Genomic DNA, 25086 nt, shown 5'->3' on the forward strand with positions numbered 1-25086 from the left:
TCTTTTCTTTTTGTTTTGTTTCATTTCATGAGAGAACGCTGGAATCCTTCGGAAAAACATGTATAATAAAAAGAAATGCAATCCTAACGTTCGGAGATGGTTATAGTAATGAAACATCCTTTCCTTACAACGTTCGCTTATGCTAAGATAAATTTTGCCTTAGCGGTTCTAGGAATTAGGGATGATGGATATCATGAACTTCAAAGTGTAATGCAATCAATTGACTTACATGACATTGTACGGGTGAGGCGTAGTGGTGAGACTATAACGTGTCACTGTGGAGAGCTAAGCGGCAGAGGAAATCTTGCGTATATAGCGGCCGAATTATTTTTCAGGGAGCTTGGGATTTCTGATGGCGTAGAAATTGATATTGACAAGAAAATCCCAATTCAGGCCGGTTTAGCCGGCGGGAGCAGCGATGCGGCCGCGACACTGCGGCTATTAAATCAACTTTATGACAAACCTTTGACAGCGGAAAAGCTGTTAGACCTCGCAGGGGAGTGTGGCGCCGATGTGGCCTTCTGTTTGAGGGGGGGGACCATGTGGGCTACGGGACGCGGAGAACGGCTGGAATTATTGCCAAACGTTCCTAATATTGATCTGGTCTTGGTTAAACCAACATTAGGCGTAAATACTGGGGAAGCTTATCGAAGGTTTGATAGAGAGGGTAAACCCGGATATCTCTCGAGATCGGATTGGGAGAAAGCATTAAAGGAATCGTCGCCACAGCAGATTGCAGCGTTGTTATCCAATGATTTAGAGATTGCTTCAATTCTAATGGTCCCGAAGATTTTCGAACTTAAGCAACAATTGTTGGAAGAGAACTGTTATGGGACTTTAATGTCAGGCAGCGGATCGAGCGTTTTTGGGATTGCTAAAGACAATGAACATGCACGAAGTGTTGCCGAAAAATTGAGAAAAAGAGGCTGTAAAAACGTTTGGGTTACCAAAACTGTAGGTAGTGAAGCAATATAGTGTGAAAGGGGAGCTGTTAAATGGAAAAACGATTATTACCGGTAGTGCTTGATGGTTATAAACCTTTGCGGGAGATAGTTTTTGAATCCATGCGAGAGGCAATTCTTAATGGAGTTCTTGAACCCGGGGAGAGATTAATGGAAATTCAGCTGGCCGAAGAAATGGGTGTCAGCAGAACTCCTGTACGCGAAGCTATACGCAAATTGGAACTGGAAAATTTTGTCGTTATGATTCCTCGTAAAGGTGCTTATGTAGCGGGAGTTTCTCTCAAAGACGTTGCGGATGTTTTTGAAATACGCTCAGCCCTGGAGGGCCTGGCTGCAGGCTTGGCTGCGGAGCGGGTCACAGATGAAGAATTAGAACAAATGGAGCAGGCATTATTTTACCGGGTGCATGAAGGCGAAATGGATTTAGAGCAAATTGTTAAATCTGACACAGATTTCCATGCCCTTGTTTATAAAGCAAGCCGCAACGAACGCTTAATTCAAATCCTGGCGAATTTGCGGGAACAAATTCAACGCTTTCGATCAACTTCTTTAGCGGTTCCCGGTCGGAACAAGGATGCTATCGAAGAACATCGCATGATTGTAGAAGCCTTAAGAAATCACAACAGTGAAGAGGCTCAAGCACTGGCTATGGCTCATATCGTGACTGCCGAGAATGTTATGTTTGAGACTTTAAGAATGAAGAACGATCCCGGTAAGGCGGACAAATAATCGTGGAAAAGATGAAACGGGCGGAACGTATGGTGGCTATCACCCAATTATTAATGGCAAACCCGAATATTCTGACTCCACTGACCTTTTTTGCAGAACGATTTGGTACTGCAAAATCTACTATTAGTGAGGATCTAATGGCAGTTAAAGGGAGTTTACAGCTTTCCGGACAAGGACGTTTGGAAACTATTTCTGGAGCAGCAGGTGGGGTGCGTTATATTCCCGAAATTTCAGATAAAGAAGCGGCTCACTTTTTAAGCAGCCTGGCACAGCGGCTCAGCGAGAAAGAAAGAATTTTAGCGGGCGGCTTTCTTTATATGACTGATCTGCTTTATGATCCGGCAGTTCTTCGTCCACTGGGACTGATTTTTGCAAGTGCTTTCAGAGAGAAGGAACCTGAAGTTGTTGTTACCATTGAAACAAAGGGAATTCCTTTGGCTTTGGTTACCGCAGAAGCCCTCGGCTTGCCCATGGTGGTTATTCGTACAGGAAATAAAGTAACTGAGGGTTCTTCAGTAAGTATTAATTATGTTTCTGGATCATCTCGTCGTATTCAGACCATGTCTCTGTCACGAAGGGCTCTGGATCCCAGGCGTAAAGTTCTGGTGATTGACGATTTTATGAAGGCAGGAGGTACTGCCTTAGGTATTAAGAATTTAATGCACGAATTTGAAGCAGATGTTATCGGTATCGGAGTTCTGGTAGAAACTCAAATAACCTCTGAGGCAAAGCTTGTAGATGGGTATCTATCACTTTTGAAGCTGCGTGAACTCGATCTTAATTGCGGAAAGTCAACTATAGTCCCCGATGATTTGCTATTCGCTAAAATATTAGGCAATTATTCAACCTAATCAAAATTTTCCCGAATTGCAGGCAGGATTTTTTTACCATGCAGAGAATAACATTATGGACAGACCTGGAAAGCAAAGGGAAGGGTGGTGATTCATAATGAATATTACTGATGTGAGGGTTCGAAAGATTAACACGGAAGGTAAGATGAAGGCAGTGGTTTCTGTGACCTTTGATAATGCATTTGTTGTGCATGATGTCAAAGTAGTCGAAGGGATGAATGGCATCTTTGTTGCGATGCCCAGCCGAAAAACACCTGAGGGAGAATTTCGTGATATCGCTCACCCTATTTCCGCTGCAGCACGGGAAGTCATTCAGACTGCTGTTTTAAAAGCGTATCAAGAAGCGATCTAATTAATTTAAAAGATTAAGGAGACCTTTGAGGTCTTCTTTTTTTGTGGGCAAAAATAAGCAGGTTTTTGAAAAGTCTGTATACTCTAGTTATACGTTTTCTTTTTGATATATCGTTGTACTAAAAAAGGATTTTGGGCATATTTGACGAATAAAGAACTTTTGGAATGTAAAAATCTGTAGAGGTTAAACTAAATTGGAGGCGAATAGAAATGCCTGATTTGGTAGCGGTGATCATGGCTGCTGGAAAAGGAACAAGAATGCGATCAAAATTGCCAAAGGTTATGCATTCATTAGCAGGGAAACCGCTCATTGAACATGTCTTGGACGTGGCCAACCAAGTTGGGATTGAACGACCTTTCGTGATTGTCGGACATGGACGTGAGGCTGTTGCGGCCAAAGTTCAAGAACGCGCAGAGATAGTAGTTCAAACTGAACAAATGGGAACAGGACACGCTATCATGCAAGCTTTGCCCTATTTGGAAGGCGCTCAAACGGTACTTGTTCTGAGCGGGGATCAGCCGTTACTTAAACCTGAGTCACTTCAAGCTCTCTTAAAACTGCATCAAGATGGAGAAGCCTGTGCTACTGTCTTAACGGCTTATTTAGATGAGCCGTTTGGTTATGGGCGGGTCCTTAAAGATGGTGATCAACTTGTAAGGATTGTCGAGGAAAAAGACGCAACTTCTGATGAACGCTTAATTAAAGAAATTAACACTGGTACCTATTGTTTTAGAGGATCAGCGCTCAAAGATGCTTTAGCAAAAATTAGTCCTCAAAATGCTCAAGGAGAATATTATCTTACCGATGTTTTTGATATCTTTTTAAAGCAAGGAGAACGAATACTGACCTATTGCACCGAAGATTCTTATGAAGCGCTGGGGATTAATAGCAGGAGCCAGCTGGCAGAGGCAGAGGGAATTCTGCGCGAGCGCATTCTTGAACATTGGATGGCAGAGGGAGTAACGATTGTTGACCCTGCTTCAACCTTTATTGATACTGAAGTAAGGCTGTCCCAGGATGTCACGATCCTGCCTTTCACCCGGCTTTTGGGGAAAACCAAGGTCCAGGAGGATGCTGTAATTGGTCCTCAGACAACGTTGGAAAACTGTGAGGTAGGAAGTGGTTCTGAAGTAACCTATACGGTTGCCAAAAATACGAAAATTGGCGAGCGCTGTCATATTGGGCCTTTTGCGTATTTGCGGCCTGGTACAAGCCTAGAGGCAGATGTAAAGGTTGGGGATTTTGTCGAAATTAAAAATAGTAAAATAGAAGCGGGGGCTAAAGTCCCTCACTTGAGTTATATAGGTGATGCGCAGATTGGAAAGGCTGCAAATATTGGAGCAGGTACGATTACCTGCAATTATGACGGCAGCAGTAAACATCCTACGAAAATTGGAGACCATACTTTTATTGGCAGTAATACGAATTTAGTGGCTCCCGTTGAAGTGGGAGACTATGCTGTAACAGGTGCAGGTTCAACGATTACTAAAAATGTTCCTGCAAAGGCCTTGGCAGTGGAACGGAGTCAACAAATAATTAAGGAACAATGGCATCGCGAAAAGAGAAATAGGGGGCAAAAATAGGCATGGCAGCAAAAGAATTTAAGATTTTCTGTGGAAATGCCAATCGACCGTTAGCACAGGAAATTGTTGATTATCTGGGAGTTCCACTTGGGGACGCTAAAATTAAACGTTTCCGAGACGGAGAAATCTCTATTGTCATTGATGAAAGTGTCCGGGGATCAGATATTTATGTGGTTCAGCCGACCTGTTTTCCAACCAATGACAACATTATGGAATTGCTTATTATGATTGATGCGATGCGCCGGGCTTCGGCACGCCGAATTACTGCTGTAATGCCTTATTACGGCTATGCTCGCCAAGAACGTAAATCAAGGGCCAGAGACCCAATTACTGCCAAACTTATGGCTAATCTAATAACCACCGCAGGTGCTGACCGTGTTGTAACCATGGATTTGCACGCCCCTGCAATCCAGGGTTTCTTTGATATCCCTCTTGATCACTTACCCGGTGTTCCGATTCTTGCAGAGTACTTCCGCGAAAAGGGTTTGGGAAATCTCTGTGTTGTTTCGCCGGATTTGGGCGGAGTTACCAGGGCGCGAAACCTTGCGGAACGCATTGGCGCTTCCCTTGCCATTATCGATAAACGACGGCCTGAACCAAATGTTTCCGAAATCATGAATGTCATCGGCGAATTAAAAGGAAAAACAGTAATCATGATTGATGATATCATTGATACCGCCGGAACGATTACTCAAGGCGCTCAAGCGCTCCTTGAGCGTGGTGCTAAAGAAGTATACGCCTGTTGTACGCATGCTGTCCTATCCGGGCCGGCTATCGAACGTCTCGAGAACTCAGTGCTGCAGGAAGTTGTGGTTACGAATACAATTCCTCTCGGTCAAGAGAAAACAATTCCTCGAATTAAGGTGCTTTCAGTGGCTCCGCTTTTAGGAGAAGCAATTGTTCGTATTCACGAAGATCTCTCAGTGAGTAAACTTTTTAGTTAAAAAGAAGACCCCTGGGGTATTTACCCCAGGGGTTCTTTGGTTTGAGGAGTTTCCGGCGGATCTTGATCTTCTGTCGGTGTTATGTCCAGTTCGGTTACAATTACGGGAGGTTTTTCTTCCGGAGTCTCCAAATTATTGTTGTCATGTTTTTGCTTTTTGAAGTAATTGCTAACTGCATGGGTTGTTTCGGAGGCACGATGGGACGTTGAATGTAAAAGATTTTTAAAGGATTCACTAAGTCCCTTGTCGGCAACGGACAGATAATTTTCGCTTCCCCGCTGAGTAACAATGACATCATGTCCCAGGGTTGTAATATAGTCTGCGGACATCCAAGCCTTGCCGTTCAGGAACCCATTGAGTTTTCCGGACGAGATTTCAATTTGGGTTATTTTCCCTGAATTTGGATCAATATAATATTCATCAGCTGTTCCGAGGGTTTTTCCGGATTCGGTGATTATCTTTGTGCCGATAATTGCCAGCTTTTCTTTAACTAATTCTAACAGTTCGGGAAGATTTGAGGTTTTTTCCACGTGGGTTTCTTTATCAATGGTGATTGCGTCATCGCCGACACTGATGACTTTGGCATAGGGTATAATGCGTTGATCTTTAAAAAATCCTTTGGGGTCCACAATAATTGCAGCGAGCGATTTTGTTCCGGCATCGAGGACCAGACTTTTTACAAATCCTATTTGCTGTCCTTCTTGAAGGGAGATAATGGGTAAGGATAAAAATTTTCTACTTGGCTTCAAAAGCTCACCCCCTTATGGTGAAGATTTATTCGTTGCTTATCCATAATGAATGTATTCGGAAAAGAAGATGAATATGCTTAGGAGGGTATTTAAATGAAGGTTATTGTCGGCCTGGGCAATCCGGGAGCTCAATATGCAGAGACACGTCATAATGTTGGCTTTCTGTTTCTTGACGGTCTAGCCGAAGTCTTAGGGCTTCAGTTTCGAGCCAAATTTCAGGGATTATGGGCAGAAGGTTTCCTGCAAGGGGAGCGCTTGTTGTTCTTGAAGCCTCAAACCTTTATGAATTTAAGCGGACATTCAGTTAAAGAACTTGTTAACTTCTACAAAATTGCTGCAGAGGATGTCCTGATTGTCCACGATGATATGGATTTGCCCTTGGGCAAACTGCGTTTGCGCGATCACGGGAGCGCCGGAGGGCATAACGGAATTAAATCAATTTTAGGCGAGTTAGGCACAGAAGCCTTCTGGAGACTCAAGTTAGGTATAGGCCGGCCGCCAAAAGAGTGGGATCCTGCACGCTATGTCCTTTCGACTTTCGGAGAAAGTGAGCTGCCTATTATTGAAGACTTATTAGAGAGGGCAGAAAAAGTGGCAGGTCTTTGGATTAAGGGAGATACAAACCGGGCCATGAATTTATACCATCGTTAACCTGGTATAACCTTTCGCACTAGGGGTAATTCTAGTGCTAGGGAGGTGAAACGGGATGAGGGTTATGAAAGTATGTCATGCCTGTGACAGGATCCTAGGAGAGATTGAGCTTGATGACTTGACCAGCGCCGATTCGGACTCTATAATGGATATCGTTGGAAATGTCTCTTATACCCTTTGTCCAGATTGTCTGAATGAACTGAAAACAGAGTCTGGAAATGTTTTTCATTAAAGATATTTCAGTACTAAGAGTTTAGGGCGGACAATAATTTGTTAAATGTAGGCATGTCGCTTGACGCCATGCCTTATTATCAGTTTAGAGGAGTAGGCAAGTGGGGGTCCCATGATGGACGTTCATCTTTTTTGCCGCCCGAAAGGATGGGTGTTTTGAAAATAATTCGTGATTACCTCTGCCGGGGGCTGGATATTGACAAGATTGAGGGGTCCCTAAGGTCAGGAGAATGGCCTCAAATGATTTATGATTTAAGCGGCAGTCAAAAGGCAGCTCTGATCTCCCAACTATTGCAGAATTCAACCCCGGGATTAGTGTTGACCTATTCTGAAGAACAGGCTCAAAAGTGGACTGCGGATTTAAAAACATGGTGCCCTCAAAAAACGATCTTACATTTTCCCGCTACTGAGTGGCTCCCCTTTGAAGTTCTGGGAAAAAGCAAAGAAACGACGGCGGAGAGAATTCGTGTTTTTAATCGTCTGTCATTGGATCAAGACTGCACGGTTGTTGCCTCTGTATTAGCATTAGAGCGGCGCGTGTTTCCACTTCGGCGCTGGAAGGATTATTCCCTGACCTTAGAAGTGGGAAAAGGGTATATGCTCAATGATATTCTTTCAATCCTGATTTCTGGAGGATATGAGCGTGTCGAAACGGTTGAAGGAAAGGGTCAGTTTGCCCTGAGAGGGGGGATTTTAGATATTGCCCCTCTTGATGGAGAAGCCCTGCGTATAGAATTTTTCGATGAAGAAGTGGATTCTATTCGAACTTTTAATCTTGAAACCCAGAAATCGATTTCGTCTCAAGAGAGAGTTTTAATCTCTCCGGCAATGGAATATGTAGTAACAAGGGAAGAACTTGAAGAACTGCGCTTTACTATTCGGGCAGAAGCCCGCAAAGCGACAGGCCGCCTGCAGCGAGCAGGCAGAACAGAAGCAGCGGAGCGTTTGCGCAGCAGGGTGATTTTCCTCGAAGAACGTTTGCAGCAGGGAATCCTCGATGAGAATGTCTATCCATTCCTAAGTTTGGTTAATACGCCTCTCGTTCCCTTTTTCTCATATTTGGCCGAAAATCATTATGTCATCTTAGATGAGCCGCTGCGCTTAAAAGAACAGTTAGAGTTTCAGGCTAATGAACGCTTGATGGAATTTACACAGCAATTAGAACAGGGTGAAGGCTTTGTCCACCCTGAGACTCTGTTTATCAGGTATGAAGATTTGCTGAGGCACGGCCAAAAAAATCCTTTCATTGGTCTCTCTACGTTAATAAGGCAGACGCCGGGTCTGACTCCTAAACGGGTTTTTAATCTCAACGCCCGTTCTCTGACCGGTTTTATGGGAAAAACAAGCAAGTTAGTGGATGAAATCGAACATTATAGGGATGCAGGAAATATTGTTGCTCTCTTCGCGGGAGATGAGGAACATACTGAGCGTTTGCTCCAAGGTCTTAAGGACAGGGGGGTCACAGCCAGCCGCAAAAATCTCGAAGATACAATTGAAGATGGACATGTATATGTCTATCCGTATTCCTTGGATCAAGGCTTTGAACTGCCTCTGGGAAAACTCGTGGTGCTTACGGAAGCTGAAATTTACAAACGCGAGAGTAAGGTCGCCGGAAAGAAACCGAGTCCTGCTTCGACAAAAAATATTTATGTCTCGGACCTAAAACCCGGGGATTATGTAGTTCACGTTCATCATGGAATTGGGCAATTTACCGGGATTGAACGCTTAGAGGTTGCCGGAATAGAAAAGGATTACTTTGGAATTCGCTATGCCGGTGAGGATCGCCTTTACGTTCCTTTGGACCAACTTCATCTTTTACAAAAGTATTTAGGAAGTGCTGCGGAGAGTTTGCCCAAGCTCTACAAGCTCGGAGGAACTGAGTGGCATAAAGTAAAAAGCAAAACCCGCTCCGCGGTTAAAGAAATGGCTTTTGATTTACTAAAGCTCTATGCCCAGCGGGAGGCTACTTCGGGATATGCCTTTTCACCGGACAATGTTTGGCAGATAGAATTCGAAGAGAAATTTCCTTATGTTGAAACAGACGATCAACTACAGTGTATTGCCGATATTAAACGGGATATGATGCTTTCTCGTCCTATGGACCGGCTTCTTTGCGGAGATGTAGGTTATGGGAAAACAGAGGTTGCTCTCAGAGCAGTATTTAAGGCGGTTATGGACAGCAAGCAGGTAGCCTTCTTAGTTCCGACCACCATCCTGGCACAACAACATTTCAACACTTTGCGCGAACGATTTACAGGGTATCCCATAACGATTGATATGTTGAGCCGGTTTCGTTCGCCTAAGGAGCAGAAAGAAATCATCCAGGGCCTAAAAGAAGGACGGATTGATGTTATTGTAGGAACCCATCGCATTTTAGCGGATGCTGTTAAATTTAAGGATTTAGGGCTTTTGATTATCGACGAGGAACAACGTTTCGGAGTTGCCCATAAAGAAAAACTGAAAACCATTAAGGGTAATGTTGATGTGCTCACCTTGTCGGCAACACCGATTCCCCGAACTCTTCATATGTCCCTAGTCGGAGTCAGGGACATGAGCGTAATAGAAACTCCGCCGGAAGGCAGATATCCCGTACAAACCTATGTCACGGAGTTTCGGCCTGACGTAGTGCGGGATGCTATAAGACGGGAACTTCAACGGGGAGGACAGGTGTTTTTTGTTCACAATCGAGTTGAGGATATGGACAAGGTTACTAACTTTTTAGGTCAATTAGTTCCGGAGGCTCGTTTTGGTGTGGCTCATGGACAGATGCGGGAATCCATGCTGGAACGGGTTATGCTTGATTTTTTGGAACAGCAAACGGATGTCCTAGTTTCAACTACGATTATTGAAACAGGTCTTGATATGCCCAACGTCAATACACTGATTATTGATGAAGCTGACCGCATGGGTTTGTCCCAGTTATATCAGCTTCGCGGCAGAGTTGGAAGGTCAAACCGCAAAGCCTATGCTTATCTTCTGTATAAACCTCAGAAAGTTCTTACAGAAATAGCTGAGAAACGGCTGGCTGCCATTCGTGAGTTTACCGAATTTGGAGCAGGTTTTAAGATTGCTATGCGGGATTTGGAAATTCGCGGTGCAGGGAATTTGATCGGGGCTCAACAGCATGGCCATTTAGCAGCTGTCGGCTTCGAACTTTATAGTCAGATGCTCAAGGAAGCAGTTCAGGAATTGCGGGGAGAAAAGGTTGAAGAAGCTGCAGAGCCAAGTATTGAGCTGCAAATCGATGCCTATTTGCCTGATTCTTATGTCGCTGATAAGCAAACTAAGGCTTCTTTGTATCAGCGGCTGGCCAAGGTTGCCGACGAGGCAGAACTTGGAGAAATGGTTGATGAATTAATAGATCGTTTTGGAGCGCCGCCTCGTGAGGTGGAACATTTAATTGAAATTATCCGTATCAAGCTTTTAGCCGGTCCGATTCGCATAGAACAAATTCAACAAACAAAACAAAATATCAGCCTTCGCTTTGGAGCAGATCTTGGGATGTCCGGAGAGAGGTTAATGGCCATCGCTTCAGCTTCTCCCTTGCCCCTGTCGTTTAATTCTCTGCCTAATGGAAATCTGGAATGTAAGGTTCGCACTCGTACGCTTGATCAAGAAGAGGTGATTGGGGCAGTGCGGCGTGTCCTTATAATTTTTGGGAACATTGCTTCGAGGGGAACTCCCTGATATACTGGACTAAGTGAATTGAAAGGGTGTGTCGGAATGAAAAAATCCCGGCTGGGGATACTAGTGAGTATTCTTATGGTGACGCTGATCACTGTGGGGTGTTCCTCGCTGGTTGACGGCAAATGGGCAGCCAAAGTTAACGGAGAATCTATCTCAGTTAAGGACTATGATGCTCGTGTGGCAGAGGCTCAAAAAACCTACGAGAATCAAGGCATGAAGTTTGATACAGACCAAGGAAAACAAGCGTTGACCCAAATTAAAAGTCAAGTCCTAGAGCGAATGATTGAAGGTAAAATTCTTGACCAAGAGGTTAAGAACCTTAAGTTGAAGACAGAGGATCCTGCTATTAAGAGTCAGGAAGACACTATAAAAAAGAATATGGGAACAGATGCTAAATTTCAGGATATGCTAAACCAACAAGGAATGAGCGAATCGGAATTAAAGAACTTCTTAGCGGTTTATACCAAGATAACCACGGATGTGAAACAGCCGACAGAGAGCGAAGTTCAAGCCTATTTTGAGAAAAACAAAGCCAATTATGGCCAGCCTGAGAGTGTTACTGCTCATCATATTTTGCTCAAGACTGAAGCTGAGGCCAAAGCAATTATTGCCCAGTTAGAACAGGCCCAAAAAAATAACGTTCAGATTCTTCCTTTGTTCGAACAATTAGCGAAAGAAAAATCTATTGAACCGGGAGCCAAGCAGTCGGGAGGAGATCTTGGCACCTTTACGAAAGGGAAAATGGTGCCGGAGTTTGAAGCGGCGGCCTTTGCTCAGAAGGTAGGGACATTTTCCACAACTCCGGTTAAAACGCAGTTCGGTTATCATGTAATTTACGTTCAAGCGCATACGCCTGCTACTACTCCGGATTTTGCGAAAGTAAAGACTCAAGTAACCCAGGATGCTTTTAATGCGGCTAAGGACACCAAATTTCAGACGTTTTTTGATGACCTGCGTAAAAAAGCTAAGATTGAATATGCTAAAGGATATCAACCGGCAAGTTAAGGGTGATAAAAAAAGAAGGCAAAATTTATTGCCTTCTTTTTTTGTGCATTGGAAAATAATGAATAATTGGCAATCTCTAGATATATACTATCATTGATCTGAAATAGTAATAGAAAGGACGAAATGAGTCTTCGGGAACAAAGGAGGAATGTGCGCCTATGAAAGCAACAGGCATTGTAAGAAGAATTGATGACCTCGGTCGTGTCGTTATTCCAAAGGAAATTCGTCGGACTCTTCGTATCCGGGAAGGAGATCCGTTAGAGATTTTTGTAGATCGTGAAGGGGAAGTTATCCTAAAAAAATACTCCCCGATAAGAGAATTAGGGGAGTTTGCCAAGGAGTATGCTGATTCGTTGTTTGAAGCAACCGGACACATTACTTGCATTTCGGATAGAGATACTATTATTGCAGTGGCAGGCGCTTCGAAGAAAGAGTATTTAAATAAACCAATTGATCATCCAGTGGAACAGGCCATGGAGGAAAGGAGAACTATTCAAATCGGGTTGACGAACTCCGGTGAGACCAATGTACCTAAAATTAGCGACGATGACGAAGACGATAAAGCAAAAATAGTCTGTGAAGTCATCGCCCCCATAATATCCCAAGGGGACCCTATCGGAGCGGTTATTATCATATCGAAAGAGCCAAATGCCAAGATGGGGGATTTAGAAATTAAATTGGTAGAGACGGCAGCAGTATTTTTGGCCAAACAAATGGAGCAATAGGCGTTACTATAAATTAGTTACTCTTATACTTCCGGAATGTAATTATATATTAATTGAATTTCTGGTCGTAGGAATAAAGCGGTACTCCCGCTTTATTTTACTTTATGCTACACTAGCTTTAGGAGGTGAAAGAATGTCTTCGTGTCTTCATGTCATTGGTCTTGGCCCTTCGGGGCTTGAACAATTAACGTTAGGAAACTATCGCCGTCTTTGTAACGCCAAGAAGGTTTTTGTAAGAACTTTGCATCATCCCTGTGTTCAGGAATTAATGGCGGAAGGCGTTCAGTTAGAATCCTTTGATGAAGTTTATGATTCGGAGGATACCTTTGAAGAGGTGTATCAAAAGATAACGGAACGATTAAGAACAGAGTTAGGAAAGGACTCGGAAGTTATTTATGCCGTGCCAGGTCATCCTATGGTAGCTGAGAAAACTATTCAGCTGCTCTGGAAAAATTTAAGACCAGAATATGAAGTAATTGTTCATCCTGCTATGAGCTTTGTTGATGAGATTTTCCGGGTACTGAATTTTGATCCCATTGAAGGGATGCTTATTCGAAATTATGATGCGCTCAAAGATGCGGGACTAACAGGGAGAGAGTGGCTCATTATTCCTCAGGTTTATAATCAACTCATTGCTTCTGAGGTTAAACTTGATCTCATGAGTTCCTATCCCGATGAGGCAGATGTCTTTATTGTACAGGGACTGGGCACTTACAATGAGCGGGTGGACAAGCATCCTCTTTTCGAAATGGATCATGGTTCCTTTGATCACCTAACGACAATCGTCTTGCCACCTTGTTCGGAGGTTATTTCTTGGACAAAATTACTTCAAATCATGGAAATTTTGCGTTCGCCAGATGGTTGTGCTTGGGATCGCGAACAAAATCATCAAACCTTAAAACCTTGTCTGATTGAAGAGAGCTATGAGGTATTAGAGGCGATCGAAAAAGAGGATATGTATAATTTATGTGAAGAGTTGGGAGACTTATTACTGCAAGTTGTATTTCATGCTCAAATTGCCTCAGAGAACAAGATATTTGAAAGTCAGGATGTTTTACAAGGGATTATTCAAAAACTGCTTCGCAGGCATCCTCACGTATTCGGTGAAGAAGTGCTTGAAACTGCTGACGATGTGATTCGTTCATGGGATAGAATTAAACAAGAGGAAAAGGCTGACACAAAGGAAGAAAGAGGCTTTTTCAGTGACCCTAAAGGGTTGCCTGCTCTTATGCTGGCTTCCTCAACGCAGCGCCGGGCGGCTAAAATAGGGTTCGATTGGAGTGATCTGGAGGGACCATGCCAGAAGGTTCAGGAAGAATTACTTGAGCTGCAGAATGCCTTAAAAACCGGAGTAGGTATTCGGGAGGAATTTGGGGATTTGTTGTTTGCAATGGTCAATGTATCGAGATTCCTTAAATTGGACGCAGAGGAAGTTCTAAGGGAAGCAGTACATAAGTTTCAGGCGCGTTTCCTTAAAATGGTGGAATTAAGCCGCGAAGAAGGTCAAAAAATTGAGCAACTATCCCTTAACGAAATGGATGCCTATTGGGAAAAGGCAAAATTACAAGAAAAAGGCGGCAAATTAATGTAATCTTACGCGAATAAGCAGGAGATTGATTATTTATCGCGAAATATAGTTTACGAGATAAGATCAGTTATTTAGGAGGGACTAGTTTGAATAAGGCTGAGTTAGTAAGTGCAGTTGCTGAGAAGGCAGAAATGTCCAAGAAGGACGCAGAAAAGGCAGTAAGTGCCGTTTTCGCTACGATCGAAGAATCTTTAGCACAAAACGAAAAAGTCCAATTAGTGGGCTTTGGGACTTTTGAAGTCAAAGAACGTGCTGAAAGAACGGGAAGAAACCCGCAAACTAAGGAGACAATTGTCATTCCTGCCGCTAAGGTGCCTGGTTTTAAAGCGGGAAAAGCTCTAAAGGATGCAGTCCAAAAGTAAGGATTTGGACTTTTGAGAAATCAGGTTCCGGTTATACTGGAACCTGATTTTTAGTGAACTCGTTCAGCTAAAGCTGAACATCGAGACTTCGGTGACGAAAGTGTCCTGTGGACACTTTCGCCGAAAGCGCCTAGCCCGTAACAAATGCTATCGCGCTAAAGGATGGACTTTACCCCCACCGAAGCAGAGTACGGGGACCCACTCCCACTTAAAGAAGTGGGAGTCTTACGATTGGATGAAAACTGGGTCCGAGTTTTGAAAAGGGAGGGTTATTGACAGTAACTTATGCGTATTGACAAATACTTAAAAGTTTCTCGCCTGATTAAACGACGCACAGTTGCCAAAGATGTTTGTGCAGGAGAAAAAATCAGTATCAATGGACGAATTGTTAAACCCTCTGCGGAAGTTAAACCGGGAGACCAGATCATTCTGGAAATGGCTAATCATGTCGTAGAAGTAAAAGTTTTGGCTACCCCCAATAGCGTTAAGGCTAACGAAGCCCACACCCTCTATGAATTAATCAGAGATGAACGAAGGACAGAGTCTTGTTAAAAAGGCTCTGTCTTTTAGTTTTTAAAAGTGTTTCGGTATGTCTAAAGGACAGTCAAACTGAATAGGGTTTAAGAAGAAAAAAGTGTTGGGGGGATGGGGCATGGCAGACAGTTTTGGTAAGGGACATCGCCTTGTCATGGAAAACCGAGAAATGATTGCATTGACAGGAGTGAAAAAGGTTCAGTCCTTTGATCCGAAAGAAATTATTCTTGAAACGGAATTAGGGATACTTAGCATTAAAGGGGAGCAGTTGGGAATTAAACAGCTTAACCTTGAAGAAAGTATGGTCGACATTCAAGGATATGTTAGTGCTCTCATTTATCATCGGAGTACCGGAGGGAACTCTCGGCAAGGTATAATGCATAAAATTTTTCGGTAGGTAAAGGTTCTTGAAAAGTTTTCCTCAGATTAAGGAGAGGAGGGGAAAGACTATCTCGGAATTTATGGCTTTTTTTTGGGTCGTTGCAGCAGGATTAATGGTGGGTGTAGTCTTTGATTTTTTTCGAACGTTTAGGCGTTGGCAGAAATGGGGGCCTGTCGTAACGTTCGCAGGAGATATCCTCTTTTCTCTTATTGCTTTGGTTATCCTCTATCGATTGTTTTTTAAAGCAAATGCACTGGCCTTTAGGTTTTATAATGTTTGGGGCAGTCTCTTGGGCCTTGTCTTATATTTGAGGATTTTCAGCTACTCTCTAAAAAAAGGATATTTCAAACTATTCCAATTGGTTGCCGCCCTTTTAAAGCTTTTCGCCGGAGGGGTTATGATTCCGGTTCGAGGGCTCGTTCTTCTTATGCGCCCGCCCTATGCGATTTTATGTTGGTTTAGTTTGCTTTGCTTTCGTATTGGAGAACATATTATTTATCGGCCCCTAGTAAATCTGGAAATAACTATAAAGGAGTGGTGGAGACAATTATGGCCGCCTAGGACTAATGGGTAAAAATTACCAAAGGGGTTGATTCGCTTCTAAGGAGTAGTTATAATAATTTGTGTAACTGATTGTAGGTCCTTTGTAGTTTTTTTGTAATTAATTTGTCCACAAAGTTATCCACAAACTGTGTATAACTATTGAGCAAGGGTGTGCCGCAGTGCAGATTGAAATCAGAGGCTTGGAAAAACTTAGCTTTCGTGAACGTCAAGCAGTGATCCTTAAAGAAAGCGGGAAATCTTTGGAGGCCATCGCCAAGCAGCTTCAGCTTAGTTCAAGCTCTGTAGCCACGTTACTAAATCGTGCCCGGAGTAAAGGGTATGAAATCGTATGCATTATACCAAGTGGAGAGCTTGGTTTGGAAGGAGCAGATTGGGATGAAGAAATCTTATCAGAAGATTAAACCGCAAAAACGACAAAAGCCTCATCTTCGGCTAGGAACAATCGCCCTTTTGCTTCTTGTTTTTCTGGGGGTCGGCAGTTCTGCCTGGCAGCTTTGGAAACTTCATGTTTCGGTTGAGCAGCAGATTAATCAATTGACTCAACAAAAAGAAGGACTAATGCAACAAGAAAAGTCACTTCATGAAGAGATTGCCGAATTAAATACTCCCAGTTATGTTGAACAATTGGCCCGGGAACAACTAGGTCTTGTTAAACATGGCGAAATCCTTATTTCTCCCAAGAATTAGTAAGTAACATTGATTTTAAAAACCTTGACAGTTACGAAATTTACTGCATATAATATAATTATGTATAGATAGATCATCACAAGGAGGAGTTTACTTCGTATGGCCATTGACGTTGGCAGTATTGTTGAAGGAGTCGTTACCGGGATCACGAACTTTGGAGCATTTATTGAATTGCCGGATAGAGTAACCGGACTTGTACATATCTCGGAAGTTGCTGATGCTTATGTCAAGGATGTTCGGGATTATTTAAAAGAACAAGATCATGTTAAGGTAAAGGTCATTCATGTCGACGAAAAGGGTAAAATCGGTCTCTCGATTAAACAAGCTAATCCTACTGTTCGTAATACTAGTCGTGAACGCCGAGTTCCGCCAACGGTGTCCTTTGAGGATAAATTGGCCAAGTTTATTAAAGATAGTGATGAACGTCAGACAGAATTTCGCCGCGCCACAGAATCCAAACGTGGTGGAAGAGGCTCAAGCAGATACTAGGAATTAACCGCCGTAAGGCGGTTTTTCTTATACTGTCAGAAAGTATAACTTCGTTGCATACTTTCCTCCTGCATAAGTGCAACTAACCTGCCGCCTGCGCCAGAGGCTTGGCGCCAGCCAAGTTTTCTTTATATTTAGAAGTCAGGGACAGCAAGAAGATATGAAAATGCTGGCGTTTTAAAGAGGCCGTGGGCATATGGCGGAGTCGTGAAGAGATTATCTATGAATGACGTCGAAAGTTGTTTTCCAAGCCTGACTATAGTAGACAAGCTTTGCTAATCCTTTAAGCTATAATATTACCATAAAAAGGTAAGAGGTGATATTATGGCTGAGTGGGCAACCTTAAAAGTTAACCAAGGGCTGCGCAGCGGGATTTCTCTGGAAAGCACATTTCTGCCTATTATTTTTGGCGGATGCTTAGCTCGGGGCACTATCTTAGGCCTCCATCCCTTCGGGATTGCCTTCGGTGCTGCTGTCATTTTACTTGGCGAGCGCGGGTCCTTGTTCGGTTTATTAGGGATTGTACTGGGGACAGTTTCTCTCGGTATAACCTCACTAAACGACGTATCCTTTGTGGTTCAAATCATTGTTATTTTAGCAGCTATGTACGTGCTGCTGCCTTTCATTCGTAAGAAAAGACATGAGGGAACCTACTTGATTCTTATTACAGGTTTAATGGTGGCAATAGTTACTTCTTTGACCGTAAGTTTTTCCAAATCGGACACTTATGCCCTATTTCTAGTGGCCCTTCAGAGTATTTTAGCAGGTGGCTTTGCAATTATTATTTGGTTTGCCATGAAGCATAAAGAGGCAATTTGGAGGGGAGAATTTCAGCGTGAGCAAGGAATAGCTTGGCTGATCATTCTTGTTGGTATTATTAGTGGGCTTCAGGGGGTTCAAGTAAGGGAGATAAACTTTTCCATTGTGTTGATGAGCTTTTTCACCTTATTTGTATCTGAACGTTACGGAGCTGGTACTTCAGCGGGTGTTGGCGCTATCCTTGGTTTTTTGCCACAGCTGACCGTAAGCAATGAAAATTTAATGGCTGCCGGTATTTATGGACTGGCAGGTTTCTGTACAGGAGCCTTTCGAAGGTTCGGGAAAATTGGACTTGGAACAGCATTTATTGCTGTAATGTTGATGCTAACCGTCTTCCTGCGCCAGGATGCGGTTTATTCCCAGTTAATCTCTTCTGTTGTCGGCTTATTTCTTTTTTTTCTCTGGCCTGGCATTTCGCAGCAAAGGGATTTTTTGAAACCTAAGGTTATACCTGAAGTTGAAACAACAGTTTCGAAGGTAAAAGCTATGGCAGAGATCTTTGATCAAATTGCTTTAAGTTATCAGGCCGCAGAAACGGAATCTTTTGAGACACGGCAGGAAGTCCCCGAACTTATGAATGTTTTGGTTGAACGTGTTTGTTACAATTGTCCAACGGTTGACGTCTGCTGGAAGAGAGAATTTTATAAAACCTATCATATTTTCTTTGAACTCTTTGGACTCGTTGAAAATGAGCCTGACGTTAAGCTGCAATCTTTACCGGTTGAGTGGAAGCGTCATTGCGGCCGGCTCAAAGAAATGTTGTTAGGGGTTCAATTTATTCTGGAACAACAAAAGAACCAAGAGACCTGGCGGCGGCGTCTGGTCCTCAATCAGGAGGCTTTATCGCGGCAATTTTTGAATGTCTCTCAGGTTATCGGGAATCTCGCTAAGGAACTTCATACACAGCGTAATTGGGAAGTAGTTAAACCTTCGAATTTAGCACGCCGGCGGCGTAATTTTCTTGATGTCGGAGTTGCTTCTTTCACAAAATCAGGCAACGGACTAAGCGGAGATAATTATGCTTCAATTGCTTTCTCCAGAACCCAGCATGCTTTTATTTTAAGTGATGGAATGGGAGTGGGGGAGAAGGCAGCGAAAATGAGCGCAACAGCGCTGGCTCTCCTAGAACAGTTGCTTACTACAGGCTTTGATCCGATAGGCTCAATTCAAGCCTTAAACTCTATCCTGGTATTGCGTTCACCTGAAGAAAGTTTTGTAACTATTGATATGGCAATTCTCGATTTGGAATCATCGAACTTAAAATTAATTAAAGCGGGAGCTGCGTCTTCTTATCTCATTACCTCTGAAGAGGTAAAAAGACTCGTTTCTTCGAGCCTTCCGGTGGGAATATTGAATCAAATTGAAATTCCAATCATAGATGAAGAGATGCAAGGCGGAGAAACCCTTGTGATGATCACCGACGGAATGCAAGATGTTTTGAAAGAAGGACCGGACTGGATTCAGGAAATTTTGAAACAATCTGTTTCGTTAAAATCCCAGGATCTGGCTGATTTGATTTGTAATGAGGCTAGACGGCTTTCTGAGGGAGAATTAGAGGATGATGGAATAGTACTTGTCATCCGCAAAAATTACTGGAATGAATGAGAATTATTTACATGTATAATTATTTGTGCAGCAGGAAATCAGAAATGTATGTCGAATCAAACTATTGTGATATTTCGCTAAACGGATTTATACCAGTTGGTAAAGCTTTCTGTGCCTGTCATTCAGAAAGAAAAATTATAATAAGGGAGCGGATTTATTATGGCTTGGGATGCAACAAAACTCAAAGATTGGCAAATTGCCGAAGAAGCCGAAAAGACCATGCCCACTATTGATCAATTGGTAGAAAAATTATCCCTTGAAAAGGACGAATTAATTCCTTATGGGAAAACGCCAAAGGTTGATTTTTTGAAGGTAATGGAACGTCTCAAAAACAAGTCCGATGGTTATTATATTGAAGTCACAGCAATTACTCCTACGCCTCTTGGCGAAGGAAAGACAACGACATCATTAGGGTTAATTGAGGGGCTTGCGAAACGAGGAGTTAAGGTTGGGGGCGCAATTCGTCAACCATCCGGAGGACCGACCATGAACATTAAAGGCACTGCTGCTGGTGGCGGCAATGCCCTGTTGATTCCTATGACGGAATTTTCTCTCGGTTTAACCGGTGATATAAATGATATTATGAATGCCCATAATCTGGCGATGGTTGCTCTTAATGCCCGCATGCAGCATGAGGCCAACTACACTGACGAAGAACTTGCCAAAAGAGGCTTAAAACGTCTGGACATAGATCCCAAAAATGTTGAAATGGGCTGGATTATTGACTTCGCAGCTCAAGGGTTACGAAATATTATTATAGGGATTGGCGGGAAAAAAGACGGCTTTCAAATGCAGTCAAAATTCGGAATTGCAGTAAGTTCGGAGTTAATGGCCATTTTAGCAATTGCCAAGGATCTTCCAGACCTAAGAGAACGGATTGGTAATATTATTGTAGCCTATAACAAGAAGGGTGAACCTGTAACTACTAAGGATCTGGAAGTCGACGGTGCAATGACTGCTTGGATGCGCAATACGATAAATCCGACGATTTGCTATTCCGCTGAGGGGCAGCCAGTTATGGTTCATGCCGGTCCCTTTGCTAATATTGCCATTGGGCAGTCTTCGATTATTGCAGACCGTTTAGGTCTCAAGATGTTTGACTATCACGTTACGGAGAGTGGATTTGCAGCAGACATTGGATTTGAAAAGTTCTGGAACGTCAAGGCTCGTTTGGGCGGCCTGAAACCTAATGTTTCCGTCCTTGTGGCGACAATCCGTGCCTTAAAAATGCATGGAGGAGGGCCTGCTGTTATACCTGGACGCCCGCTTCCGGAAGAATATGTACAAGAAAATCTTGAACTTGTCGAAAAAGGGTGTGCTAATTTACTTCATCATCTTAAGACTGTTAAAAAATCGGGCATAGTGCCAGTTGTCTGTGTCAATGGCTTCTATACGGATACGGAAGCTGAAATCAATCTGGTTAAGAAGATCGTGAAAGAAGCCGGAGCACGCTGCGCCTATTCCAACCATTGGCTCGAAGGCGGCGATGGCGCTCTGGAATTAGCAGACGCGGTCATGGAGGCTTGTCAAGAAAAGTCAGATTTCAAATGTCTCTATCCTCTTGAAATGCCGCTGCGTCAACGTGTCGAGCTTATTGCCAAGGAAGTTTATGGTGCCGATGGTGTAGACTGGTCTCCGGAAGCGGAAGCCAAGGCTAAAAAGTTTGAATCGGATCCCCACTATGCCGATTTTTCCACGATGATGGTCAAAACTCATTTAAGTTTGTCCCATGATCCTGCCTTAAAAGGAGTTCCCAAGGGCTGGAGGCTGCCAATTCGTGACGTTTTAGTATATGGCGGTGCAAAATTCCTCTGCCCAATGGCAGGAACAATCACTTTAATGCCCGGTACAGGTTCTGACCCCGCTTACAGAAGAATCGATGTTGATACCAAAACAGGTAAAGTCAGCGGTTTATTCTAAAGCAAAGGGGAATAACTCAATAGATTTGAAACTTATTTGGCCCCGAGAAATCGGGGTCTTTTCCTTCGACATCCTGCAATCTGTCTGCCAGAAAGTTGTAGAGAGATAAACCTTAATAATTATTAAATATTTTTTTGTCAAATGAACGTTTTATGGAAGTATGGCGTTGTGTTTATTCGGAGAGAATGTTAAGGTTATAATGTTTAATAGGAGTTTTTGATCAGAGCGGAGAATCGACGATGTTCGAAGAATTGCGTACTTACATATTGCCTAATCTGATTCCGAGAAATTCCAAATTGCTGGTCGCTGTGTCAGGAGGCCCTGATTCTATGGCATTAGGGCATATACTTTGGCGATACATGCGGGAAGACCCTGCTCAGGGAATTTCACTCGTTATTTCCCATATCCATCATGGGGTTCGGAAAGAATCGGACCAGGAATTGGAACTTGTTCGAGAAATGGCAGAGCGATGGGAAGTTCCTTGCCGGATTCATCGTTTCGACTCTATCGGCTATGCTCAAGCCATGGGGAAATCCTTTGAAGAAGCCGCGAGAGAGTGGAGGTATGCTCGTTGGCGGGAGGATATGCGAGAAGATGGGTGCACTCTTTTAGCAACAGCACATCATTTAGGCGATCAAGCTGAGACTATTCTTTATCGCTTACTGAGAGGAAGCGGAGCTGCTGGCTTAACAGGTATATATCCGTCAAGAGACTCCATAATTCGTCCCTTGCTGACATTTACAAAGGCAGATATTTTTAGATACTGTGATCAAGAGGGGTTACCTTATGCCATCGATCAGACAAATCGGCAGCCGATTTATGTCCGAAATCGAATTCGCTTGGAACTAATACCGTTATTGGAGCGAGATTATAATCCAAGGCTTCAGGAAGCCTTGGGAAGGATGGGAGAACTTCTGCGCTGGGATGAGGATTATTTAGCTCAGCAAGTGGAAAAGGCTTGGAATGTATATGCTTTAAATGGACAGCAAGCGATTGGATTAAAGCCGGCGGTCTTTAATGAACCGGCTGCGATTCTTTCGCGCCTGCTGCGATACGCGGCGACGATGGTCACTGGGGAACGCAGAGGGTTAAGTTATGCTTACATAACCAGAATTATGTCCTCTCAAGGCAAGTCAGGATGGAAACAAGATCTGCCGGGTTTAACTGTAAAAATTAATGAAGAGGGTATATGGTTTTGCAATAAAGTCCAGGCTATAGAGAAGGACTCTAAACCTTCGTTTTCGGATATTTCCTTAGAATTGGGAAAGCGGATCAAAATTCCTGGTTATGAGGCTGAAATTACGCTGTTAACAGAAAAGGAGTTCAAATTAGCGGAGGAAGGATTGAGAGACTCCGATAATGAAGTGGCAATCTTTGATCAAGAGTTATTGATTCAAACACAGGGCCGGCTTATGTGTCGAACACGGCGACAAGGCGATAAAATGTGGTTCCCGGGTGTCGGGCACAAGGCTTTAAAAAAGGTATTTCAGGAAGGTAAAATTTCTGCCTTTAGGAGGAGCAAATTACCGCTTGTTGCGGTTGGAGACGAGGTGCTCTGGATTCCGGGTCTTCGTCAGAGCGGCTTGTGGCCGCCGCAGAAACAATCTTCAAAAGTATATTGTATGATTATAGCCACAAACTGGGAGTTCTAATTTGAATTCATTGTAAAAGGAAATTCAGCATGGTATAATATGTGGAATTGCTTTGTAAGATTAGGCGGTTTGCCAACTAGAGAGGAGGACCATATTTGAAGGTCTTTAAGAACGCAACAATTTATGTGCTCATAATTCTTATGGCAATTGTATTAATTAAATGGTCGGCCCCTCCCGTGAACAAAGACGTGGGAATGGACTATACTACATTTAAAAGAGATGTAGTAAATAACCAGGTTAAAGATGTTTCAGGTATCATTGAAAACAATACCATTAAGTATACGGTTACATTAAAAGACGAGACGAAGCATGATGTGGTTGGCTACGCCGATGATCCGCAGCTTGCCTCCGATTTGTTATCCCATGGAGTTCCGCTTAACTTATCCGAACCGACTGAGTCACCTTGGTGGGTCGGGCTATTATCCACGCTTCTGCCAACTCTCGCTATCGTGGGCCTGTTCTTCTTTATGATGCAGCAAAGCCAGGGCGGTGGTAATCGCGTCATGCAGTTTGGGAAAAGTAAGGCTCGCCTTGTCGGTGAAGACAAGAAGAAAGTAACTTTTGCTGATGTAGCGGGTGCTGATGAAGTTAAAGAAGAACTACAAGAAGTGGTTGAGTTTCTAAAGTTCCCTAAGAAGTTTAACGAATTAGGGGCTAAGATTCCTACAGGAGTATTATTATTCGGCCCTCCTGGGACTGGTAAAACATTACTGGCTCGTGCTGTTTCCGGAGAAGCCGGTGTCCCGTTTTTCAGCATAAGTGGTTCCGATTTTGTAGAGATGTTTGTCGGAGTCGGCGCTTCGAGAGTTCGTGATTTATTTGAACAGGCTAAAAAAAGTGCACCGTGCATTGTTTTTATCGATGAAATAGATGCTGTTGGGCGGCAGCGGGGCGCTGGTTTAGGCGGCGGCCATGATGAGAGAGAACAAACTTTGAACCAACTTCTCGTTGAAATGGACGGTTTTAACGGAAATGACGGTGTTATCATTATTGCGGCAACGAATAGAGCTGATGTACTAGACCCAGCCCTTTTACGCCCTGGCCGTTTTGATCGGCAAATTGTTGTCGATGCTCCAGACGTAAAAGGACGTGAAGAAATCTTAAAAGTTCATGCCAAAGGCAAGCCTATTACTACAGAAGTTGATTTGGAAGTTATTGCGCGTCGAACTGCGGGTTTCACCGGTGCAGATATATCAAATCTCCTTAACGAAGCTGCTCTTCTTTCCGCACGAAGAGGCGAAAACCAAATTCGCCAACAAACGATCGAAGAGTCGATCGAACGAGTTATTGCCGGTCCGGAGAAGAAAACTCGAGTCATGAGTGCTTTTGAAAGGAAACTTGTTTCCTATCATGAGGCCGGACATGCATTGCTTGGAGAGCTGCTTACTCATACTGATCCTTTGCATAAAGTGTCCATAATCCCACGTGGGAGAGCCGGTGGATATACACTCCTGCTTCCTAAAGAAGATCGCAATTATATGACAAAATCTCAGCTGCTTGATCAGGTTACAATGTTATTAGGCGGACGTGTGGCTGAATCTGTGATCCTGCATGAAATAAGTACGGGAGCTTCTAACGACTTGGAGCGCGCAACAGGTATTGTCCGCAAAATGATTACTGAACTTGGGATGTCTGAGGAACTAGGACCTCTAACCTTCGGACATAAAGAAGAACAAGTTTTTCTGGGAAGAGATATTTCTCGTGATCGCAGTTACAGCGATGCAGTAGCCTATGCTATAGACAAAGAGGCTCGTCGTATTATTGATGACTGTTATCAGAAGGCTCAAACTTTAATACGGGAAAATATTGACAAGCTTCATGCTATTGCCCAAGCTTTGATGGAAAAAGAAACTTTAGATGTAAACAGTTTTGCTGCAATAATGGCTCAATTTGACAAGCCTGCAGTTGAAGGTCAAAAGGAAACAACGGTCGATTTGGAAAAGAAACCGGAAGATCTGCCATCACAAACCCTTGAAGAAGAGTTAAATAAGATTGAGTGAATAAAGATTATTAGT

The 25086-nt window shown here is 43.3% G+C and carries 24 protein-coding genes; 23 read left to right on the plus strand and 1 reads right to left on the minus strand.

Going from position 1 to position 25086, the window contains the following annotated elements:
• Nucleotides 1-108 precede the first annotated feature (108 nt).
• From ispE to DEAC_RS05485, 6 genes are all read left to right on the plus strand, one after another.
• On the plus strand, nt 109-975 hold the full coding sequence (gene ispE / locus DEAC_RS05460; protein ID WP_047809005.1) for a 4-(cytidine 5'-diphospho)-2-C-methyl-D-erythritol kinase: 867 nt from the start codon (nt 109-111) through the stop codon (nt 973-975).
• A 20-nt stretch (nt 976-995) separates the two neighbouring features.
• Nucleotides 996-1691, plus strand: a complete 696-nt coding sequence (locus DEAC_RS05465; protein WP_047809006.1) for a GntR family transcriptional regulator — start codon at nt 996-998, stop codon at nt 1689-1691.
• A 2-nt stretch (nt 1692-1693) separates the two neighbouring features.
• Entirely contained in the window at nt 1694-2542 is an 849-nt protein-coding gene (gene purR / locus DEAC_RS05470; protein ID WP_047809007.1) for a pur operon repressor, read from the plus strand.
• A gap of 97 nt (nt 2543-2639) precedes the next feature.
• On the plus strand, nt 2640-2894 hold the full coding sequence (gene spoVG, locus DEAC_RS05475; protein ID WP_009617236.1) for a septation regulator SpoVG: 255 nt from the start codon (nt 2640-2642) through the stop codon (nt 2892-2894).
• Nucleotides 2895-3103: 209 nt separating this feature from the next.
• Entirely contained in the window at nt 3104-4477 is a 1374-nt protein-coding gene (gene glmU / locus DEAC_RS05480) for a bifunctional UDP-N-acetylglucosamine diphosphorylase/glucosamine-1-phosphate N-acetyltransferase GlmU (RefSeq protein WP_047809008.1), read from the plus strand.
• 2 nt (nt 4478-4479) lie between these two features.
• On the plus strand, nt 4480-5421 hold the full coding sequence (locus DEAC_RS05485; RefSeq protein WP_047809009.1) for a ribose-phosphate diphosphokinase: 942 nt from the start codon (nt 4480-4482) through the stop codon (nt 5419-5421).
• 20 nt (nt 5422-5441) lie between these two features.
• Here DEAC_RS05485 and DEAC_RS05490 read toward each other — a convergent pair whose 3' ends face one another.
• Nucleotides 5442-6170, minus strand: a complete 729-nt coding sequence (locus DEAC_RS05490) for a PRC-barrel domain-containing protein (protein ID WP_047809010.1) — start codon at nt 6168-6170, stop codon at nt 5442-5444.
• Between the two features lie 93 nt (nt 6171-6263).
• Between DEAC_RS05490 and pth the strand changes: the two genes are divergently transcribed.
• From pth to ftsH, 17 genes are all read left to right on the plus strand, one after another.
• Complete coding sequence (gene pth / locus DEAC_RS05495) at nt 6264-6821, plus strand: aminoacyl-tRNA hydrolase (RefSeq protein ID WP_047809011.1); 558 nt, start codon at nt 6264-6266, stop codon at nt 6819-6821.
• 55 nt (nt 6822-6876) lie between these two features.
• Nucleotides 6877-7053, plus strand: a complete 177-nt coding sequence (locus DEAC_RS23810) for a hypothetical protein (protein WP_172408304.1) — start codon at nt 6877-6879, stop codon at nt 7051-7053.
• Nucleotides 7054-7199: 146 nt separating this feature from the next.
• Complete coding sequence (mfd, locus tag DEAC_RS05500; protein WP_047809076.1) at nt 7200-10739, plus strand: transcription-repair coupling factor; 3540 nt, start codon at nt 7200-7202, stop codon at nt 10737-10739.
• Between the two features lie 36 nt (nt 10740-10775).
• Complete coding sequence (locus tag DEAC_RS05505; RefSeq protein ID WP_047809012.1) at nt 10776-11744, plus strand: peptidyl-prolyl cis-trans isomerase; 969 nt, start codon at nt 10776-10778, stop codon at nt 11742-11744.
• A gap of 158 nt (nt 11745-11902) precedes the next feature.
• Nucleotides 11903-12469, plus strand: a complete 567-nt coding sequence (gene spoVT, locus DEAC_RS05510) for a stage V sporulation protein T (RefSeq protein ID WP_047809013.1) — start codon at nt 11903-11905, stop codon at nt 12467-12469.
• Between the two features lie 133 nt (nt 12470-12602).
• Nucleotides 12603-14060 (plus strand): bifunctional methyltransferase/pyrophosphohydrolase YabN, encoded by a 1458-nt coding sequence (yabN, locus tag DEAC_RS05515; protein WP_047809014.1) that lies wholly within the window; start codon nt 12603-12605, stop codon nt 14058-14060.
• A gap of 83 nt (nt 14061-14143) precedes the next feature.
• Nucleotides 14144-14419 (plus strand): HU family DNA-binding protein, encoded by a 276-nt coding sequence (locus DEAC_RS05520; RefSeq protein ID WP_047809015.1) that lies wholly within the window; start codon nt 14144-14146, stop codon nt 14417-14419.
• Nucleotides 14420-14704: 285 nt separating this feature from the next.
• Nucleotides 14705-14971, plus strand: coding sequence for an RNA-binding S4 domain-containing protein (locus DEAC_RS05525; RefSeq protein WP_047809016.1), 267 nt, complete (start codon nt 14705-14707; stop codon nt 14969-14971).
• Nucleotides 14972-15071: 100 nt separating this feature from the next.
• Entirely contained in the window at nt 15072-15350 is a 279-nt protein-coding gene (yabP, locus tag DEAC_RS05530) for a sporulation protein YabP (RefSeq protein ID WP_047809017.1), read from the plus strand.
• Nucleotides 15351-15414: 64 nt separating this feature from the next.
• Nucleotides 15415-15909 (plus strand): spore cortex biosynthesis protein YabQ, encoded by a 495-nt coding sequence (yabQ, locus tag DEAC_RS05535; RefSeq protein WP_047809018.1) that lies wholly within the window; start codon nt 15415-15417, stop codon nt 15907-15909.
• 148 nt (nt 15910-16057) lie between these two features.
• On the plus strand, nt 16058-16300 hold the full coding sequence (locus DEAC_RS05540; protein ID WP_047809019.1) for a sigma factor-like helix-turn-helix DNA-binding protein: 243 nt from the start codon (nt 16058-16060) through the stop codon (nt 16298-16300).
• Nucleotides 16275-16586: an FtsB family cell division protein gene (locus DEAC_RS05545; RefSeq protein ID WP_047809020.1), complete on the plus strand. Its 312-nt coding sequence runs from the start codon at nt 16275-16277 to the stop codon at nt 16584-16586. The genes DEAC_RS05540 and DEAC_RS05545 overlap by 26 nt, the downstream gene beginning before the upstream one ends.
• 99 nt (nt 16587-16685) lie before the next feature.
• Nucleotides 16686-17075 carry a S1 RNA-binding domain-containing protein gene (locus tag DEAC_RS05550; RefSeq protein ID WP_047809021.1) on the plus strand — a complete coding sequence of 130 codons (390 nt, stop codon included), beginning with the start codon at nt 16686-16688 and terminating at the stop codon, nt 17073-17075.
• A 324-nt stretch (nt 17076-17399) separates the two neighbouring features.
• The gene (locus DEAC_RS05555) at nt 17400-19499 is read left to right on the plus strand and encodes a SpoIIE family protein phosphatase (protein WP_047809022.1); all 2100 of its coding nucleotides are present in this window, start codon (nt 17400-17402) and stop codon (nt 19497-19499) included.
• A gap of 159 nt (nt 19500-19658) precedes the next feature.
• A complete protein-coding gene (locus DEAC_RS05560; protein WP_047809023.1) occupies nt 19659-21419 on the plus strand; it encodes a formate--tetrahydrofolate ligase in 1761 nt (586 codons plus the stop codon).
• Between the two features lie 239 nt (nt 21420-21658).
• Nucleotides 21659-23071 (plus strand): tRNA lysidine(34) synthetase TilS, encoded by a 1413-nt coding sequence (gene tilS / locus DEAC_RS05565; RefSeq protein WP_047809024.1) that lies wholly within the window; start codon nt 21659-21661, stop codon nt 23069-23071.
• A 95-nt stretch (nt 23072-23166) separates the two neighbouring features.
• Complete coding sequence (ftsH, locus tag DEAC_RS05570) at nt 23167-25071, plus strand: ATP-dependent zinc metalloprotease FtsH (RefSeq protein ID WP_047809025.1); 1905 nt, start codon at nt 23167-23169, stop codon at nt 25069-25071.
• The last annotated feature ends 15 nt before the right edge of the window (nt 25072-25086 follow it).

Origin of the sequence: Desulfosporosinus acididurans, assembly GCF_001029285.1 — a bacterium.
Lineage (GTDB): Bacteria > Bacillota > Desulfitobacteriia > Desulfitobacteriales > Desulfitobacteriaceae > Desulfosporosinus > Desulfosporosinus acididurans.